A 17,525-nucleotide genomic window follows, 5' to 3' on the forward strand; every position below is an offset into this window, starting at 1 on the left:
GGGGCCGTTGGAATTTTTCCGGCGGCCCCGCCCCTTCGCTGGGTGGCCTACGTCTAACGACGTCGGCCACCCAGCTTCGGCAGGCCCGATGCCACTCCCTGGCCGCCGGAAAAATCCCAACGGTGCGTCGTTGACTCGCCTTTCGTGCGTGGCATCAATCCAATCGGGGTACGTTCTGCTGCATCAGGCCGTAGTACCCCCAAATTTTTCTTCTTATAGGAGTTGTTCATGGCTGATCCGGCACGTGCTGCCAAGTTGGCGCAGCGGATTAAGGTTGTTGTTGCTGAGGCTTTGGGCCGGAAGGTTAAGGATCCCCGGCTGGAGGGTATTACTGTTACTGATGCCCGGGTGACCAATGATCTGCAGCATGCCACCGTGTATTACACCGTCCTGGGGGACCAGGCCGTTCAGGCTGATGCTGCCAAGGGCCTGGAGAAGGCCAAGGGTGTGCTTCGGCAGGAGGTGGGGCGCAACCTCAGTATCCGGCTGACTCCCACCCTTGAATTCGTCTCCGACGAGATTCCCGTTATCGCGTCCAACCTCGAGGAGCTGCTCCGGGAGGCCAAGAAGCGCGACGCCGAAGTGGCCGCCCTTGCCGCGCAGGCCCGGCACGCCGGGGACCCCGATCCCTACAAGAGCGACGCGTCCGCCGACGTGGACATCGACGAAGACGACTTCGACGAGGAGGACCTCGACCTCACCGACGCCGGGGAACCCGACGAAGACGGCAGCAAGTAGTCAGCGGACATCCCGCAAACAGAAAACAGGACCCGGATGCGTATCCGGGTCCTGTTTCATTTAAGTCCTCTCCTGATCAACCGTCGACTTCGATGACCCTGCCTTCAGGCTTGGGTGCGGGGGCCTCTGGCATTGACGGATCCGGCTCCGCCGGCAGTGCGTCAACCGTGGCGAAGACGTCGCCGTCCCTAAACTCAACATCCGCGGGCTGGTTCACAGCCAGGAACTGGGACCGCTCTGACCTGGAGTCGAACTTCAGGATCTCACCGCCGAACAGGGACGCCACGTACACGTCGCCATTGTCGGCCACGGCCAGGCCGGTTGGGCTGAGGATGTGGTCCGCCCAGACGGTCGTGTCACCGTTCCACGGGTTGATCTTGAAGATCGCGCCACGCTTGCCCAGTTCGGGTACCTCGGGGCCGCCGGGCAGCGACGTGACGTACAGCCAACCATCCGGACCAATCTCCACATCCGTGGGGACCGGTTCGAAAGCGTACTCGAACCCTGTGCACTCAGGCACGCCCAAAAACTCTGAAACGTCCTTGGAGATCGTAGCCGGCCGCGGTGGAAGGACCACCAGCGTTGACACCTTGCCGGACTCCAGATCAACCTTGAGGACAGCATTCATGCCGGCATCGGCAACGTACGCTGTATCATTCCGGATGGCCAGGGCGTACGGATGCGAGTCGACGATTCCCGTGTACTGGGGTGGAGGGGCATCCGGAAGGGACGCTATTGCAGCAATGCATTCCTCGCTGGTGCCATCCTCCAAGCCGTAGTGCTGGTCCCCGTCCGGGTTGTGCTTCCGTTCGAAGTCCGCGAAGCTGGCGATGGTGCGGACGTCCTTCTCCGGCCCCAGCACCTTCAGATAGCCCTCGAGCTTTTCCGGGTCGCCCTGGCCGGCTCCAACACTCTCCAGGAAATAGGTGCTGGAATCATGGATTTCCACGCCGGCCACTTCCCAACCCGGTTTGGCCGTGTATACATCTTTCGTATCACCATTGGGTTCCACTCGGGTGAGTATGCCCGCGAAGTCCTGGCTGACGCGCACGGATTCGCCGCTTCCGACAGCCAGGTGGAGGGGCGAGAAGAGGCCGGTGGCCATAACCTCGATATCAGGTTCCTGGCTGGATGCGAAAGCCGGAGCGGCCGGGACCATCGTCACGGCCAGGCAGGCAATAAAGGCGAGTTTTCGTTTCATAATTGGGTACTCCGGTTTGGCGCCCTTCACGGGCCGGATAAGGAGCCTCGCGAGAGGCATAAAATTCGGAAACCCCCGGCTCAGGTTAGGCCTGCCGGGCAAGGAATGTCGCCCGGATTTCCCCCTATTGCACCCCCTAGTTTCATCCCCTAACACCAACCCTTTGGCTAGGATCGAGCTATGAACCAGGCGGACAACGGCGATGCCAACCAGTACCTCGAACGGGCGGTGGCCCTGGCCACCCGGAACGTTGCCGACGGCGGCGGTCCCTTCGGTGCTTTAGTGGTGACCAAGGACGGACGGGTACACGAAGGCGTCAACCGGGTCACGCGCGATAACGACCCCACCGCCCATGCCGAGGTGGTGGCCATCCGCACCGCCGCTGCCGCCATCCGGCACTTCGACCTGCGCGGGGCAGTCCTGTACACCAGCTGCGAGCCGTGCCCGCTGTGCCTGGCGTCTGCCCTCTGGGCACGGATCGACCGTGTCTACTTCGCCGCGGACCGCTACGGCGCTGCTTCCGCCGGCTTTGATGACGCCATCTTCTACGACTACTTCTCCGGTACGCGTCCCGAACTCCTCCCGGTCAGCAGGGGAGACGTGCCGGCGTCGGACGCCCCGTTCCTGGCCTGGGGCGAGCACAAAAGCAGGAAGGACTACTAGGTATGGAAGCGTCCCTCATCAAATGTCCGCACTGCGCGAAGACCAACCGGATCCCGGCCAGTGCCGCCGGCCGGCCCCGCTGTGGAAGCTGCCATCGCGGACTGCCGTGGATCGTGGAGGCCGGTGATGCCGATTTCGGCCCGGTGGCCGAACAGTCGCCTGTTCCGGTACTGGTGGACTTCTGGGCTGAGTGGTGCGGGCCGTGCCGCATGGTCAGCCCCGTCCTGGACAAGCTGGCCCGGGAACGGGAGGGAGCCGTCAAACTGGTCAAGGTCGACGTCGACAGGAATCCGGGACTGTCCCGCCGGTTCGATGTGCAGGCCATTCCCACGCTGATGGTTATCGTTGACGGCAAGGTCGCGGCCCGCCAGGCGGGGGCCGCGCCGGCGGAGGTGTTGCGGACGTGGCTGGACGGGGCGCTGGCCGGAACGCGGCGCTAGCTGGAAAGCCGATTAAAGGCGCCCCGGGAGCCTGGACAGGCCTTCCAGCAGTTCCTCGCGCTTGCCGCACAGCGCAATCCGCACCCAGCCCTCGCCAATGGAACCGAAGGCCGTCCCTGGTGCGAGGGCCACGCCTGACTCCGCAAGGAAGCGCCGGACCCAGACGCGGACGTCCCCGCCGCTGGCATGGGACACGTCCGCCCAGAGGTAGAACGCGCCGTCGGCCTTCAGGTACGGAATGCCCTTGGAGTCGAGCACCGCGGACGCGGCGTCCCGGTTGGCCCGGTAGTGTCCGTGCGCGTGCTGGACGTAATCCTGCGGCCCGGTGAGGGCGGCGAGCGCCGCATACTGTGACGGCGACGCCACGCACGAGACGATCGACTCCATCACGTTGTTCATCTTCTGCTCCAGCCCCGGTGGGCATACCAGCGCGCCGATCCGGAGCCCCGTGAGGCCGTACGTCTTGGAAAGTGTCAGCGAAGTGAAGACGCGCGCTTCGCCCGGCAGCCCGCCGTCGAACCTTGCCGGACTCACGTGCGGCACATCGTAGGTGAACGCTTCGTAGCACTCGTCCGAGATTACCCAGAGATCGTGCTGCCGGGCCAGTTCCACGAGTTCCCGCGTCAGCTCTTCGCTGAGGACCGCGCCCAGCGGATTGGACGGCGAGTTCAGGACCAGTACGCGGGTCCGGTCCGTGATGAGCGCCTCGATGTCCCGGGTCCTGGGCTGGAAGCCCTGCTCCGGGTACAGCGGGTAGCCCACGGGAACAGCATTGAGGAGCCGGCTGGTCATGGCAAAAGTGGGGTAGCCCGGGTTCGGGATCAGGATCTCGTCGCCGGGGGAGAGCAGCAGGCTCATGGCGAAGTGCAGCCCCTGCTGGGCGCCGTCCACCACGTACACGCGGTCGGCGTTAATATCGCAGCCCTGCTGCGCCCGGAACCTGGCTGCGAACGCTTCGCGCAGGGCGGGAATGCCGGCGTTGGGGGTGTAGTTGGTTTCGTCGCGGTCGAGGCAGGCCATGCCGGCGTCGAGGACGTGGCGGGGAAGCGGGAACCCGGGCTCGCCGATGCTGAGCACCAGGGCGCCGGGGGTGCGCCACGCGGCCTCCGTGATCTCACGGATCTGGCTGACGGGCACGTCGCGGACATGGGCGGCAAGCTCAGGCATGCCTGCCATCCTAACCGGCTCTTCAGCAGCTGCGTTCAAGCTGCGGCGGGGCCTGGTGGGGCGTGGGCGGGTGCCGGGACCAGCGCCGATATACTGGGAAGCGTGCTTTCTGGACTGGTGATAGTGGACAAACCGCAGGGATGGACCAGCCATGATGTGGTTGGTCGGATGCGGCGCATCGCCGGTACGCGGAAAGTAGGGCACGCCGGCACCCTGGATCCCATGGCAACCGGCGTCCTGGTGGTGGGCATCAACAAGGCCACCCGCCTGCTCACCTACATCGTGGGCACCTCCAAGACGTATACGGCCACCATCAGGTTGGGCCAGTCCACAGTGACGGACGACGCCGAAGGTGAAGTCACTGCCACAGCCGCCGCTGCCGGGGTGGATGAGCAGGCAATTCACCGCGGTGTCGCCGATCTCACCGGGCAGATCCAGCAGGTGCCCAGCAGCGTGAGCGCGATCAAGGTCAACGGCGAACGCGCCTACGCCCGTGTCCGCTCCGGTGAAGAGGTCAAGCTCGCGTCCCGCCCGGTCACTATCCACAGGTTCGAGGTGCACAGCATCAGCAGGGACGATGAAGCGGACGTAGTGGACCTGGACGTCACCGTTGAATGCTCGTCGGGAACCTACATCCGCGCCCTGGCCCGCGACCTTGGCAACGCCCTCGGCGTCGGCGGACACCTCACCGCCCTGCGGCGCACCCATGTGGGACCATACTCCCTGGAGCAGGCGCGCACCCTCGAACAGCTCGCGGAAGAGCTCGACGTCCTCGACATGGCAGAGGCTGCCCGGGCGCTGATGCCCAACCGCGAGCTCAGCCCGGAGGAAACCACCGAGATTTCATTCGGCCGCCGGATTGCCGCCGGCGCCGCCCCCGGCAACCCCGCCGCAGCCACTGCCGAACACCCCGCAGCCGCCTTCGCCCCTGACGGAAGCCTGGTGGCACTGCTGGCAGATGCGGGCAGCTTCGCCAAGCCCGTGCTGGTCTTCGCCCCCGGGACCGGCGGATCCGCAAACGGCCCGGGCACGGGCACCACTGGGGCGGCCTGAGCGTGGACGCGTATTTCTACATCATCCTGGTGGTGGGTCTCCTGTCCACCGGGATCTGCCTGCTGGCCGGCATCCTGAAGAAGGCGCCGAACGACGTCACCATCCTCTCGGTGGCCGCCGTCGAGGTGGCACTCCTGGTATACCTGGTGGGATCTATCGTGCGGGTCATCGCGGGTGAGCCCATCGCCGGGGAGGCGTGGGAGTTCTGGGGCTACCTGGCCACGGCCATGCTCCTGCCGCCCGCCGCCGTCTACTGGTCCGTCCTGGAGCGGACCCGGTGGAGCAACTTTGTCCTGGCCGCCGTCGGCGTCACCGCACTGGTGATGGCCGCCCGAATGAACCAGATCTGGTACTGAAGTGGAAGAAGCACGCAACGTGAAAAACCAGAAACCCGCCGCCAAGGGCGCATCCGCCGCCGTGGCTAGCAAGCAAGCTCCGGTGCGGAACACCCGCAACACCGGGCCGGGCCGCCTGCTGATCGCCGTCTATGCGGTGTTCGCCATCTCAGCGACGGCCCGCGCCGGGTACCAGATCTTCACCAAGTTTTCTGAGGCGCCGCTGGCCTACCTGCTGTCCGCGTTCGCCGCGCTGGTGTACGTGGTGGCCACGGTGTCTCTGGCCAAAGCCGGCAGCACGTGGTTTAAGGTGTCCGTCGCAGCGGTGCTGGTTGAACTGGTGGGCGTCCTGGTTGTGGGTGCCCTGAGCGTCGTTGACTCCGTCCAGTTCCCGCACGAGACGGTTTGGTCCCTGTTTGGCCGCGGCTACGGATTCATTCCGCTGCTCCTGCCGGTCCTGGGCCTGGTGTGGCTGTACCGCCGCCGGCCCTCACGTACAGACTCCAAACGCCGCTAGTCCCACCTACTCTGGTTTAGCGTTGACAGGACGGCCTGCAGCGTCATAAGCAGTTTGTCGGTAGCAGCGCGGGCTTCCGGGTGGTGGTGTCCGTACTTATTTTGGAGTTCAGCTACATTCAACAGTTCCAGCTCGATGGCGTCCTCGTAGCGGAACGGATCCGGCAGCCTCTCGCGCAACTCAGTCTCGGTCACTTCCTGCGGGAGTGGGAATTGGTCGGACAAGATACTGATCACTCGCCGATAAGCCTCCGGCACATCTGTTGACCGCCCGCTTTCACGCAAGGTGTCCGCGAGGGTCCGCAGCATGGGCAGCACACTAACCAGTCCACCTCCGGTGCGCGCATGGTCATCCACGGCCGCTTGGAGAATTTCCACCGATTCGTGAGCATGACCAGCGTCTGCAAGGGCATTTGCCAGGCTGTAACGGATTCTCGTGGTGTCGCTGTGTTCCTCTCCCAGAATCCGTGTTGACTCCACCACGTTCCACCTCAGCAACTCAAAGGCCTGCTCATGTTGGCCCTCTTCGTACAGGCTGCGGGCAAAATCGTTCCTCGCCGCCAGTAGTCGGGCATCATCCGGCAGGAGCCGCACCGCCAGCTCATAGTTGGAACGGAACGTCTCATGCGCCTCGGAGAGCCCCAGCTCATGCTGCAAGTGCGCGAACTCCAATCGGGATTCCAGAGATTCAGGCGTGTCCTTGCCGTCGCTGTTTCGCTGCGCCTTGATCAGGTGCTCATAGTGGGGCACCGCATCGCTTGGTTTGTCGGATCGAAGGTAGAGGCGGGCTACCGCCTGTTGAACGCGGACTGTCCGCGGGTGGGCAGCGCCGAGCGTCGCCCGTTGAGTATCGAGTAGGTGTCCAAGGCGTTCTTGCGCCTCTTCATCCTTGCCTGCGGCAGCCAAGGCGTCGGCCAACGCGAACTCAAGGTCCTGGACAATCCGGATGTCAGCCGCTTCACTCATGACCTCTTTCAACGCTTTGCGCCGCAACGAGATCAGGGCCTCCCACTCACCCTGCAGTTCAAGCAACCTGGCAAGAGTTGCATGCGACTTTAGAGTCTTCTCATCCGTTCCGCCGAGCCGCTGACAGCGGTCATCGTAGAAACCAGCTGCTTCCCGCGCCGCCGTACCGAGGTCTCCAAACATCACGTACGCAGCTATCAGGCACTTCTCCGCCTCTAAAGTCTGTTCACTGTCGGGTCCAGTCGTCAGACGCCACGACCGAAGTAACCGGCGACGGGAATCCAGGGCCTGGTCCGGAACCTCCAAACCCTCACACCACTCCGCAAGCACTGTAAGGGCGTCGACGGTCTGCTGGGCAGAACTACCGAAACAGGTTTCAACAAGGTTCGCCCAGCGGGAGGTATGCTCCAGTGCCGATTCCCAATCGCCAGCCTCATACAAATTGCGCGCAAAGAGGGAAAGCATTTTGAGGCTAACGTCGTCATGCTCTCCGTGAGCTGCTATTTGGTTTTGCAACGCGGTGGTCAAGAGGGGCAGTGCATTTTCCTGCTCCCCGGCCTTGAATAGTTGCCGCGCCGCGCTCCAGCGGTTTTTTATCACATCGCGGTCAGATTCCCCCCGCTGCCTGCTCAGAAGGTCCGCTACGTAGCCGTACTGGTCTGAAGCTTCATGGTGCCTTTTCAACCAGGCAAGCGTGTGTGCTACTACTATCTCGGACTCCACAGTCCCCTGGTGATCAGGGCCCAGCAGGCGCCGTCGGCCTGATGCAGCCAGCAGGGCAAATTCCAGGCCCTCCGCGTGTTCTTTAGCCCAACTCAGGCCTGATGCCAGGATATGGTGCGCCCAAAACTTCATGAGGTGGCAGTCGCTGAAAGCCTCCATCGCTGCTGCATGGATCGTGCGTCTCACCGCCGTGGCGGCTGGTATCTCGCCCCTCTCGACAAGCCGCTCGGCCATGGACTCATGGCAAAAGAGAGTCGTCGGGTGTGCGAAACCGTACGCTTCTATGCAGTCCTCGCTGATTTTCGTATGGAGCGCGAAGGCTTCCTCCTTCGAGCCTGAGAACCATAGGAGCGCAACCAACTCCAGTTTCGCCTGGGTCATCTGGGGATGCTTGGCACCCAGATTTCCCGACGCGCTGTCGATGGCTCCCTCGAGGATGTTCAGGGCTTCGGTGTAGTCCCCAAGTTCCCTCAGTTGTCCGCAGAGGTTCATCGCGGACCGCAAAATCATGACCTGGTTCGCTTCTCCGGTCCGGAGGCGTTCGCCATAGACATGCCCGTGGACGGCTGCACTTTCGGCGTGTCGCCGAACGGCGCCAAGCGCATTTGCGTAATTGTTGCGAATGCTTAGAAGAAGGGAGGAATCTGCATCAAAAGTACCTTCGGCAGTTGGCAGTAACTCCTCATAAAGTCCAACAGCTTCGTGTTGGCGATTAAGTGTGGCCAGAGCCATTCCCACGCCGTTCCGCGCAAGCAGGGTTTCGCGGCTGGTGGGGCCGCTCAAGCGGAGCCGGGCTGCATACAGTTGCTCGTACGTGGACAAAGCAGCGGGGCCGTCGGAGAGGGCGCGGTGCCTTGCGCCGATGCTGTCCAGGCTCTCAAGGGTGTCCTTGTGGTCGGGACCAAGTACCCGGACACGAAGATTGTGGACCCGCTGATGCAAATTCAGAGATTCCACATCCCGGGATACCGCACCTAGAGCTTCTGCATGTTCGTGGGCCAAGGTAAGTGTTAGTGGATGTTCCAGGCCTAACACCCGCTGGGCCCGGTTGAAGAGTTCGTCCGTGGAAGAAACCAGAGTGTGCCGGAGCCCGGCGTCGCTGGATGCAGTGAAAAGTGCGAGGTGGGCGGCAAACACATCGGGATGCTCCGGGCCATGCTGAGTCGTCAGCGTGAGGATCATTTCCTGCGCGCGAGAGATGGCACTTTTCATTGCTTGAACCCCCAGGTTATGCCTGCGGCGGCCGCAGAAACACAGTTCCGCCTATTGAGTGCAACAGTATCCGAACCGCAAGGTCTAAATCTGAGACAGACTCGTCAGGCAACAGAAGTACCGGCAGCAATAGAACGAGGTCAAAGTCGAGGGCGAATGTGACAGAAGCCTGGCCAGCGCCTCAAACGGGCGACTGTCTTGCTCGTCAAAGTGGCCCACTAACTACAGGTAATCTTTAGAGAGTTCCGTGGCCGCTACGGTCCTGAACGTTGATACTTGCACGCAGTTAAAGGCGAGGGTGATGGTCTACATCTGGAACGATCCGTCCGAGGTCCCGGCGGACTTCGGCCCATCTGTTGTCACCTTCGGGAACTTCGATGGGGTGCACCGCGGCCACCAGCAGGTGCTGTCCGAACTGATCCGCACCGCCAGGCTCACCCAGTCCAAGTCCGTGGCCGTCACCTTTGATCCCCACCCGGCCCTCATCCACCGGCCCGAGTCCGCGCCCGAGCTGATCATGGGGCTGGAGGACAAACTGGAGGCACTGGGGGAGCTGGGCCTGGACGGGATCCTGGTGATGAAGTACTCCCTGGACCTCGCCAGCCTCACCGCTGAAGAATTCGTGGAGCAGTTCCTTGTGGACTGCCTGCACGCCAGCCACGTCGTCATCGGCCATGACGCCAGGTTCGGACGCGGCAACTCGGGCGACCTGGACACCATGAAGGCGCTCGGCGGAAAGTTCGGTTTCGAGGTCCACGTCATAAGCGAGTTCGGTTCAGAAGGCTACCCGCTGCATGACGACGACGGTACGGACCGTCGCTGCTCCTCAACCTGGGTGCGCGAAGCCCTCCAGGAAGGGGACGTGTCCACTGCCGCCGCGGTGCTCGGCCGCCCGCACCGGATGCGCGGCGAAGTGGTCCATGGCGCCGCCCGCGGCCGTGCCCTTGGCTTTCCCACTGCCAACCTTGCCTCCGCCGCCAGCGGACTCATTCCCGCTGACGGCATTTACGCCGGCTGGCTGGTTGACCAGGCCGGGACGCGCTGGCCCGCTGCCATCTCCGTCGGTTCCAATCCCACCTTCGACGGCGTCAGCCGCCAGGTGGAAGCCCACGTCATTGACCGGCCGCGGGAAGCCGTGGAGGACTTCGATCTGTACGGCCAGACAGTAGTTGTTGAATTTGTGGCGCGGCTGCGGGGCATGGTGGCCTACCGTGGGCCTGAGGCGCTGGTGGACCAGATGCGGCTGGACGTGGTCCAGGCCCACAACCTGCTGGCCAGGCGCTAACCGTCCGCAGGGCGAACCCCGCAGCGAAAGGCAGCACCGTGTCCGTTGAGAAGAACACCAGGAAGCTGGACGAAGGCATCGTCCGCGATTTCAGCTCGCGGATGAGCTATGCCTCCTATCTGCAACTGCCAACCCTGCTCAGCGCACAGCACCCGGTCAGCCATCCGGAACACCACGACGAAATGCTGTTCATCATCCAGCACCAGACCACCGAGCTGTGGCTCAAACTGGTACTTCATGAGCTGCGCAGCACCGCCGCCTGGCTCCGGGACGATGACCTGGGTTCGGCGCTCAAGGGCATTGCACGGGTCAAGCACATCCAGAAAACCCTCACCGAACAGTGGTCGGTGCTGGCTACCCTAACCCCCACCGAATACTCGCAGTTCAGGGGTTTCCTGGGGAATGCCTCCGGGTTCCAGTCGAGCCAGTACCGCGCCGTGGAGTTCATCCTCGGCAACAAGAACGGCAAAATGCTTTCGGTCTTCGAGTCCGATCCGGAGGCCCACGCCATGCTCGAGCAACTGCTCAACGCACCGAGTATCTATGACGAATTCTTGGCCTACCTGGCGCGCCAGGGTTTCGAGGTGCCGCGGTCCGTGCTGGAACGGGACGTCACCCAGGCCCACGAATTCAGGCCGGAACTCGTTCCACTGTTCAAGCACATCTACGAGAACGCTGCGGAAAACTGGGCTGCTTATGAAGCCTGCGAGGAACTGGTGGACCTGGAGGACAACTTCCAGCTCTGGCGCTTCCGGCACCTGCGCACCGTTCAACGCACCATCGGCATGAAGACGGGAACCGGCGGCTCCAGCGGCGCTGCGTTCCTGCAGAAGGCCCTCGAACTGACGTTCTTCCCGGAACTATTCGCAGTCAGGACGGAGATCGGCCAATGAGCATCCAGCAACAACCCGCTGCACAGCCCGCAGCAGACGCAGGAACATCATTGCAGCAGCGCGCGGCCGAACTCGACCGGCAGGACCCGCTGGCGCACTACCGGAACTTGTTCATTGGCACGGACACCCCGCTGTCCTACCTCGACGGGAACTCCCTGGGCCGGCCGCTCAAGCGGACCGCGGAGGACATCGGCGCCTTTATCCGCAATGGCTGGGGCGGCCGGCTGATCCGGGGCTGGGACGAGGAGTGGCTGGAGCTGCCCCAGACCATCGGCGACCAGCTGGGCCGGGCAGTGCTCGGCGCGGCGCCCGGGCAGACCATTATTGCCGATTCCACCACCGTGGTCCTGTACAAACTCATCCGCTCAGCCCTCGCCGCCGTGGCGGACCCGGACCGGAACGAACTGGTCCTGGACACAGGAAACTTCCCCACGGACCGCTACCTTGTTGAGGGCATCGCCCTCGAGGAGGGCCTGACCCTTCGCTGGATCGAAACCGACCCTGCCGCCGGGGTGACCCTTGACCAGGTGCGCCAGAAAGCGGGGCCCCGCACCGCCGTCGTACTTTTAAGCCACATCGCCTATCGTTCCGGCCATGTGGCGGACCTTCCGGCGATCACCGAAGCAGTGCACGATGCCGGGGCCCTCGTTGTGTGGGACCTTTGCCACTCTGCGGGGTCGGTGGAGCTGGCCCTGGACAGCGCGGGCGTGGACTTCGCTGCCGGCTGCACTTACAAGTACCTCAACGGCGGGCCGGGGTCGCCCGCGTTCGCCTACGTGAACCAGCGCCACCTCGCCTCGCTCAACCAGCCCATCTGGGGGTGGATGGGGCGCAAGGACGCGTTCGAGATGGCGGCCGGGTATGAGCCGGCTCCCGGCATCCGCGGATTCCTCAGCGGGACGCCGGCGATTTTCGGGATGCTCGCCATGCGCGGCACGCTGGACCTCATTGAGGAGGCCACCATGGCGGCCATCCGGGAGAAATCCGTGCAGCTGACCACCTTCGCCATCGAGATCTTCGACGCCTTGCTGGCGCCCCTCGGTGCGGAACTTTCCACGCCCCGGGAACAGGAGGAGCGGGGCAGCCACATCACCCTGGACCACCCCGCCTTCGTGAAGGAAACAGTGGCGGAGCTGTGGGACCAGGACGTGATCCCCGACTTCCGCGCTCCGCATGGCATCCGCGTGGGGCTCTCGCCGCTGAGCACCAGCTTCGGAGAGGTCCTGCACGGCATGTCCGCGATCCGGGACCGGCTGAAAGGCTGAATTCGGACGGTTTCGACAAGATTGGGACGGGGCCGGTAAACTGGACGATGGATCCGGCTGCAGTCCGTGGCGGCTGGTTCCTGCTGAGCTCAGCACTGACGGGATTTCCGATTGGAGATCCCTGACACGTTGCGCCGGCAGACCCGGCAGTGAGTTTCTGACCTGGGCCCTCACGGCACATCCCAAGGAGTTATTGTGGCACTTGAAGCCGCTGTAAAGCAGTCCATCATCAAGGAATACGCAACCGGAGAAGGCGACACCGGTTCACCGGAGGTCCAGGTTGCAGTCCTGACCCAGCGGATCAAGGATCTGACTGAGCACATGAAGGAGCACAAGCACGACTACCACACCCAGCGCGGTCTGCTGGCCATGGTTGGTCGCCGCAAGCGCATGCTGAGCTACCTCAAGAAGACCGACATCGCCCGCTACCGTTCGCTCATCGAGCGCCTCGGCCTGCGCCGCTAGTCGGACTTTAGGGGCGGCCCTTTCCCACACGGAACGGGCCGCCTTCTTCAAATGAAAAATTAAACAGGAGGATCAACCGCATCACGCATTCGCGGTCCTCGGTAGTGATCCCCGGGAACGGCTTCGTTGACTGAAGCCCCGGCCCGTGGGTCTCGATCGATGACCGGGTGCAGGGCCAGTAGACAGATGCTGGCTGGGTTGATGCGGCTGGACTTCCGTCAAACAGAAACGGAGGTGACTCTCTTGGAGGGTCCCGAAATCCAGTTCTCGGAAGCAGTCATTGACAATGGCCGTTTTGGCAAGCGCGTAATCCGCTTCGAAACCGGCCGGCTTGCCAAGCAGGCAGCCGGCGCAGCCATGGTGTACATCGACGATGACACCGCACTGCTGTCCGCCACCACTGCCGGCAAGCACCCGCGTGAAGGCTTTGACTTCTTCCCGCTCACGGTCGACGTCGAAGAGCGTATGTACGCTGCCGGCCGCATCCCGGGCTCGTTCTTCCGCCGTGAAGGCCGCCCGTCCACCGAGGCCATCCTGGCCTGCCGCCTGATGGACCGCCCGCTGCGTCCGGCCTTCGTCAAGGGCCTGCGCAACGAGGTCCAGATCGTGGTGACCGTCCTGGCCATCAACCCCGACGAGCTCTACGACGTGGTGGCCATCAATGCCTCCTCCATGTCCACCCAGCTTTCCGGCCTGCCGTTCTCCGGCCCCATCGGCGGCGTCCGCGTTGCCCTGGTCGCCGACGAAAACGGATCCCAGTGGGTTGCTTTCCCCAAGCACTCGCAGCTGGAAAACTCCGTGTTCAACATGGTGGTTGCCGGCCGCATCGCCGGTGACGACGTCGCGATCATGATGGTTGAAGCCGAAGCCACCGACAACTCCTGGAACCTCATTAAGGAACAGGGCGCCACCGCCCCCACCGAAGAGGTTGTCTCCGAGGGCCTCGAGGCTGCCAAGCCGTTCATCAAGGCACTGTGCGACGCCCAGGCCGACCTCGCCGCCCGCGCTGCAAAGCCGACCGTCGAGTTCCCCGTCTTCCTGGACTACGAGGACGACGTTTACGCCGCTGTTGAGGCTGCTGCCGGCGAGAAGCTGACGGCCGTCTTCCAGATTGCGGACAAGACCGAGCGCAACGATGCATCTGACGCGCTGAAGGATGAAGTCACCGCTGCCCTGGCCAGCCAGTTCGAGGGCCGCGAGAAGGAGCTGTCCGCAGCATTCCGCTCCGTCACCAAGCAGGTTGTGCGCCAGCGCATCCTCAAGGACCAGGTCCGCATTGACGGCCGTGGCCTGACGGATATCCGCCAGCTCACCGCCGAAGTTGAGGTCCTGCCCCGCGTCCACGGTTCGGCCATCTTCGAACGCGGCGAAACCCAGATCATGGGTGTCACCACGCTGAACATGCTGAAGATGGAACAGCAGATCGACTCGCTGTCGCCGGTGAAGACCAAGCGCTACATGCACAACTACAACTTCCCGCCGTACTCCACCGGTGAAACCGGCCGCGTGGGTTCGCCCAAGCGCCGCGAAATCGGCCACGGTGCACTGGCAGAGCGCGCACTTGTGCCCGTCCTGCCGTCCCGCGAGGAATTCCCGTACGCCATCCGCCAGGTGTCTGAGGCTCTCAGCTCCAACGGTTCGACGTCGATGGGTTCCGTCTGCGCCTCCACTCTGTCGATGCTGAACGCGGGTGTGCCCCTGAAGGCCGCCGTCGCCGGTATCGCTATGGGCCTGGTCTCCGACCAGGTGGACGGCCAGACGCGCTACGCCGCACTGACTGACATCCTGGGCGCCGAAGACGCTTTCGGTGACATGGACTTCAAGGTTGCCGGTACCTCCGAGTTCGTCACGGCCATCCAGCTGGACACGAAGCTCGACGGCATTCCCGCCTCGGTCCTGGCAGCAGCCCTGAAGCAGGCCCGCGAAGCACGCCTGCACATCCTTGAGGTGATGGACTCGGCCATCGACACCCCGGATGAGCTCTCCGAGTTCGCACCGCGCGTCATCGCTGTGAAGATCCCCGTGGACAAGATCGGCGAGGTCATCGGCCCCAAGGGCAAGATGATCAACCAGATCCAGGAAGACACCGGTGCCGACATCTCCATCGAGGACGACGGCACGGTCTACATTGGCGCCACCAACGGCCCGTCTGCAGAAGCAGCACGGTCCGCCATCAACGCCATCGCGAACCCGCAGGTCCCGGAAATCGGTGAGCGCTACCTGGGTACGGTCGTCAAGACCACCACCTTCGGTGCCTTCGTATCGCTGACCCCGGGCAAGGACGGCCTCCTGCACATCTCCGAGCTGCGCAAGCTGGCGAACGGCAAGCGCGTGGACAACGTCGAGGACGTTGTCTCGGTGGGCCAGAAGGTCCAGGTGGAGATCACCAAGATCGACGACCGCGGAAAGCTCTCGCTCGCCCCGGTAGTTGCCGAGGAAGAAGGCGCCGAGGTCGAGACCGAGCGCGCCCACACCACGGAGCCTGCCGAAGGCGCTGACGTCTAACAGTTCCGGCTTTCCGGCACACAAGCATGAATCGGCGGGGCCGGTGGATGATCCACCGGCCCCGCCGCTGTTACGATGGCAGCCAGATCCCGGCTGCCCTTTTGAAAGGCCTCAATGACTGTTGTACCCCTGCCGCTTGAGCAGAACCACCGCGGCGACACCCTGGTCCACGGTTCCGACGGCGGCTCCGAAGTCCGGCGTTCCGTGCTGCCTGGGGGAGTGCGGGTGCTGACGGAAGCGATGCCGGGGCAGCGGTCAGCAACCATCGGTTTTTGGGTAGGCGTGGGCTCACGGGATGAGGCGCCCGGACAGCACGGCTCCACCCACTTCCTGGAACACCTCCTTTTCAAAGGGACCAGGCGCCGGACCGCCCTGGAGATCGCTTCGGCCTTTGACGAGGTGGGCGGCGAGTCGAATGCGGCCACGGCCAAGGAAAGCACCTGCTACTTCGCCCGCGTGCTCGATACGGATCTGCCCATGGCCATCGACGTCATTGCGGACATGATCACCGGAGCAGTCCTGGACCCTGCTGAGATGGAGCAGGAACGGGACGTCATCCTGGAGGAAATCGCGATGGACAGCGACGACCCCACCGATGTGGCGCACGAACACTTTGTCGCAGCCGTACTCGGCAACCATCCCCTGGGCCGGCCCATCGGGGGAACCCCGGACGCCATCAAGGCAGTGGCGCGCGACTCAGTGTGGGAGCACTACCAGCGGTATTACCGCCCTGACGAACTGGTGATCACCGCGGCGGGCGGGCTGGAGCACGACGTCGTCTGCGACCTGGTGGTTGACGCCCTCGAGTCGGCGGGCTGGTCGCTGAAGACCGACGCCGCGCCGGTGGAAAGGCGTTCAACTGACCGGGCCCTGATCACAGGGACTGCGGGACTTCACGTGGTCAAGCGCGCGGTGGAGCAGGCCAATATCATCATGGGCTGCCCGACCATCGTTGCCACCGACAACCGCCGCTACGTTATGAGCGTCCTGAACGCCGTGCTGGGCGGAGGCATGTCCTCGCGCCTGTTCCAGGAGATCCGCGAGAAGCGCGGCCTGGTGTACTCGACGTATTCATTTGCCTCCTCCTACGCAGATGCCGGGTACTTCGGCATGTACGCCGGGTGTACGCCGTCCAAGGTGCGCCAGGTCCTGGACCTGCTGTCCATCGAGCTGGAGAAGCTCGCTGAGCATGGAATTTCCGACGACGAGCTCCGCAAGGCCGTAGGCCAGCTCGGCGGCGGCATCGTGCTGGCCCTGGAAGATACGGGTTCGCGTATGTCCAGGCTCGGCCGGGCGGAACTCGTTTCCGGTGAATACCAGGACATCGACGAAACTCTGCGGCTCATTAAGGCTGTAACGGCCGAGCAGGTCCAGGACCTCGCGGCAGAGCTGGCTGCGGCACCCCGCACTGTGACTGTTGTGGGACCCTTTGAAGAGACCGAGACTTTCGGGCTCTAACCGGGCAAACGGCGGGACTTAACTGGGACGGTAAGGCTTGTCTGGCAACCCGGCAAGAATTTTAGTTCTGGAGGTGAGGGACGTGGAACCAACCTCACCCGGCCGCGCGCCACGCGCCTTGGCTGGATTCCTGGGCCATTGGCGGGGAAGTACCCGGCTCGCTGCCGGTGCTTGGGGGCCCGAACGGACCGTGGACGCCGAAGTCACCTATACCCCGGTGGCTGGTGGATCTGCGGTGGCGCAGAGCTATAGTCACCGGGAACCAGACGGGACGCATTTCGAAGGCCACGGAATTTTCACCGTCGACCCGGATCACCAGGACGTTTTCTGGTACTACGTAGACAATGCTGGACCGGCGCCGGCCGCCGCGGCACGCTGCACGTGGCACGACGGCGCCCTTCGCGTGGAGCGCCGTGGCGGTGCCGGCTGGACCCGCCATACCTTGCGCGTGGATGGCGACCTGCTCACGCATGTGACTGAGCTTCGCACCCGTGGCGACACCGCTGCGGGGGACAGCGGGCTGTACGAGGAGGCAGGAGCGGCCAACGGGACTGGCTCTGCCTACGTTCCGTTTATGACTTCGTCGTTCCAGCGGAGCTGACGTTCTAGAACAGCTGCGGACTTCGCGACTTCAGATCGC

At 63.7% G+C, this 17,525-nt stretch carries 16 protein-coding genes; 13 read left to right on the forward strand and 3 right to left on the reverse strand.

Annotation, left to right across the window (positions count from 1 at the left end):
* Window positions 1-228 precede the first annotated feature (228 nt).
* Window positions 229-738, forward strand: a complete 510-nt coding sequence (gene rbfA, locus QFZ36_RS20140) for a 30S ribosome-binding factor RbfA (protein ID WP_306638914.1) — start codon at window positions 229-231, stop codon at window positions 736-738.
* A gap of 76 nt (window positions 739-814) precedes the next feature.
* Here rbfA and QFZ36_RS20145 read toward each other — a convergent pair whose 3' ends face one another.
* Entirely contained in the window at window positions 815-1,939 is a 1,125-nt protein-coding gene (locus QFZ36_RS20145; protein WP_306638917.1) for a ScyD/ScyE family protein, read from the reverse strand.
* Between the two features lie 180 nt (window positions 1,940-2,119).
* Here QFZ36_RS20145 and QFZ36_RS20150 point away from each other — a divergent pair, with 180 nt between their 5' ends.
* Together QFZ36_RS20150 and trxA are read left to right on the forward strand one after the other, a co-directional pair.
* Window positions 2,120-2,602 (forward strand): nucleoside deaminase, encoded by a 483-nt coding sequence (locus QFZ36_RS20150; RefSeq protein WP_306638919.1) that lies wholly within the window; start codon window positions 2,120-2,122, stop codon window positions 2,600-2,602.
* 2 nt (window positions 2,603-2,604) lie between these two features.
* A complete protein-coding gene (trxA, locus tag QFZ36_RS20155) occupies window positions 2,605-3,042 on the forward strand; it encodes a thioredoxin (RefSeq protein WP_306638920.1) in 438 nt (145 codons plus the stop codon).
* 12 nt (window positions 3,043-3,054) lie between these two features.
* On the opposite strand, the gene QFZ36_RS20160 is transcribed toward trxA, so the two are convergent.
* Window positions 3,055-4,209 (reverse strand): pyridoxal phosphate-dependent aminotransferase, encoded by a 1,155-nt coding sequence (locus tag QFZ36_RS20160; RefSeq protein WP_306638922.1) that lies wholly within the window; start codon window positions 4,207-4,209, stop codon window positions 3,055-3,057.
* A gap of 102 nt (window positions 4,210-4,311) precedes the next feature.
* On the opposite strand from QFZ36_RS20160, the gene truB reads away from it, so the two are divergent.
* From truB to QFZ36_RS20175, 3 genes are all read left to right on the forward strand, one after another.
* Complete coding sequence (gene truB / locus QFZ36_RS20165; protein WP_306638924.1) at window positions 4,312-5,262, forward strand: tRNA pseudouridine(55) synthase TruB; 951 nt, start codon at window positions 4,312-4,314, stop codon at window positions 5,260-5,262.
* Window positions 5,263-5,264: 2 nt separating this feature from the next.
* Window positions 5,265-5,618 (forward strand): hypothetical protein, encoded by a 354-nt coding sequence (locus QFZ36_RS20170; protein ID WP_306638925.1) that lies wholly within the window; start codon window positions 5,265-5,267, stop codon window positions 5,616-5,618.
* A 61-nt stretch (window positions 5,619-5,679) separates the two neighbouring features.
* Window positions 5,680-6,114, forward strand: a complete 435-nt coding sequence (locus tag QFZ36_RS20175; RefSeq protein WP_306639289.1) for a hypothetical protein — start codon at window positions 5,680-5,682, stop codon at window positions 6,112-6,114.
* Here the strand turns inward: QFZ36_RS20175 and QFZ36_RS20180 are convergent.
* Window positions 6,111-9,014, reverse strand: coding sequence for a tetratricopeptide repeat protein (locus QFZ36_RS20180; protein ID WP_306638926.1), 2,904 nt, complete (start codon window positions 9,012-9,014; stop codon window positions 6,111-6,113). The two genes, QFZ36_RS20175 and QFZ36_RS20180, sit on opposite strands and share 4 nt — an antisense overlap.
* A gap of 301 nt (window positions 9,015-9,315) precedes the next feature.
* Between QFZ36_RS20180 and QFZ36_RS20185 the strand changes: the two genes are divergently transcribed.
* The 7 genes from QFZ36_RS20185 to QFZ36_RS20215 all read left to right on the forward strand — a co-directional run bounded on the left by QFZ36_RS20185 (window position 9,316) and on the right by QFZ36_RS20215 (window position 17,486).
* The gene (locus QFZ36_RS20185) at window positions 9,316-10,299 is read left to right on the forward strand and encodes a bifunctional riboflavin kinase/FAD synthetase (protein WP_306638928.1); all 984 of its coding nucleotides are present in this window, start codon (window positions 9,316-9,318) and stop codon (window positions 10,297-10,299) included.
* Window positions 10,300-10,337: 38 nt separating this feature from the next.
* Window positions 10,338-11,192, forward strand: coding sequence for a tryptophan 2,3-dioxygenase (gene kynA, locus QFZ36_RS20190; RefSeq protein ID WP_306638930.1), 855 nt, complete (start codon window positions 10,338-10,340; stop codon window positions 11,190-11,192).
* Complete coding sequence (gene kynU / locus QFZ36_RS20195) at window positions 11,189-12,457, forward strand: kynureninase (protein ID WP_306638931.1); 1,269 nt, start codon at window positions 11,189-11,191, stop codon at window positions 12,455-12,457. The genes kynA and kynU overlap by 4 nt, the downstream gene beginning before the upstream one ends.
* Before the next feature lie 195 nt (window positions 12,458-12,652).
* The gene (gene rpsO / locus QFZ36_RS20200) at window positions 12,653-12,922 is read left to right on the forward strand and encodes a 30S ribosomal protein S15 (protein WP_104042798.1); all 270 of its coding nucleotides are present in this window, start codon (window positions 12,653-12,655) and stop codon (window positions 12,920-12,922) included.
* A gap of 243 nt (window positions 12,923-13,165) precedes the next feature.
* Entirely contained in the window at window positions 13,166-15,427 is a 2,262-nt protein-coding gene (locus QFZ36_RS20205) for a polyribonucleotide nucleotidyltransferase (RefSeq protein ID WP_306639290.1), read from the forward strand.
* A 114-nt stretch (window positions 15,428-15,541) separates the two neighbouring features.
* The gene (locus QFZ36_RS20210) at window positions 15,542-16,885 is read left to right on the forward strand and encodes a M16 family metallopeptidase (protein ID WP_306638933.1); all 1,344 of its coding nucleotides are present in this window, start codon (window positions 15,542-15,544) and stop codon (window positions 16,883-16,885) included.
* Between the two features lie 82 nt (window positions 16,886-16,967).
* Window positions 16,968-17,486: a DUF1579 domain-containing protein gene (locus QFZ36_RS20215; protein ID WP_306638935.1), complete on the forward strand. Its 519-nt coding sequence runs from the start codon at window positions 16,968-16,970 to the stop codon at window positions 17,484-17,486.
* Window positions 17,487-17,525 lie beyond the last annotated feature (39 nt).

Source organism: Pseudarthrobacter siccitolerans (assembly GCF_030823375.1).
Lineage (GTDB): Bacteria > Actinomycetota > Actinomycetes > Actinomycetales > Micrococcaceae > Arthrobacter > Arthrobacter siccitolerans_A.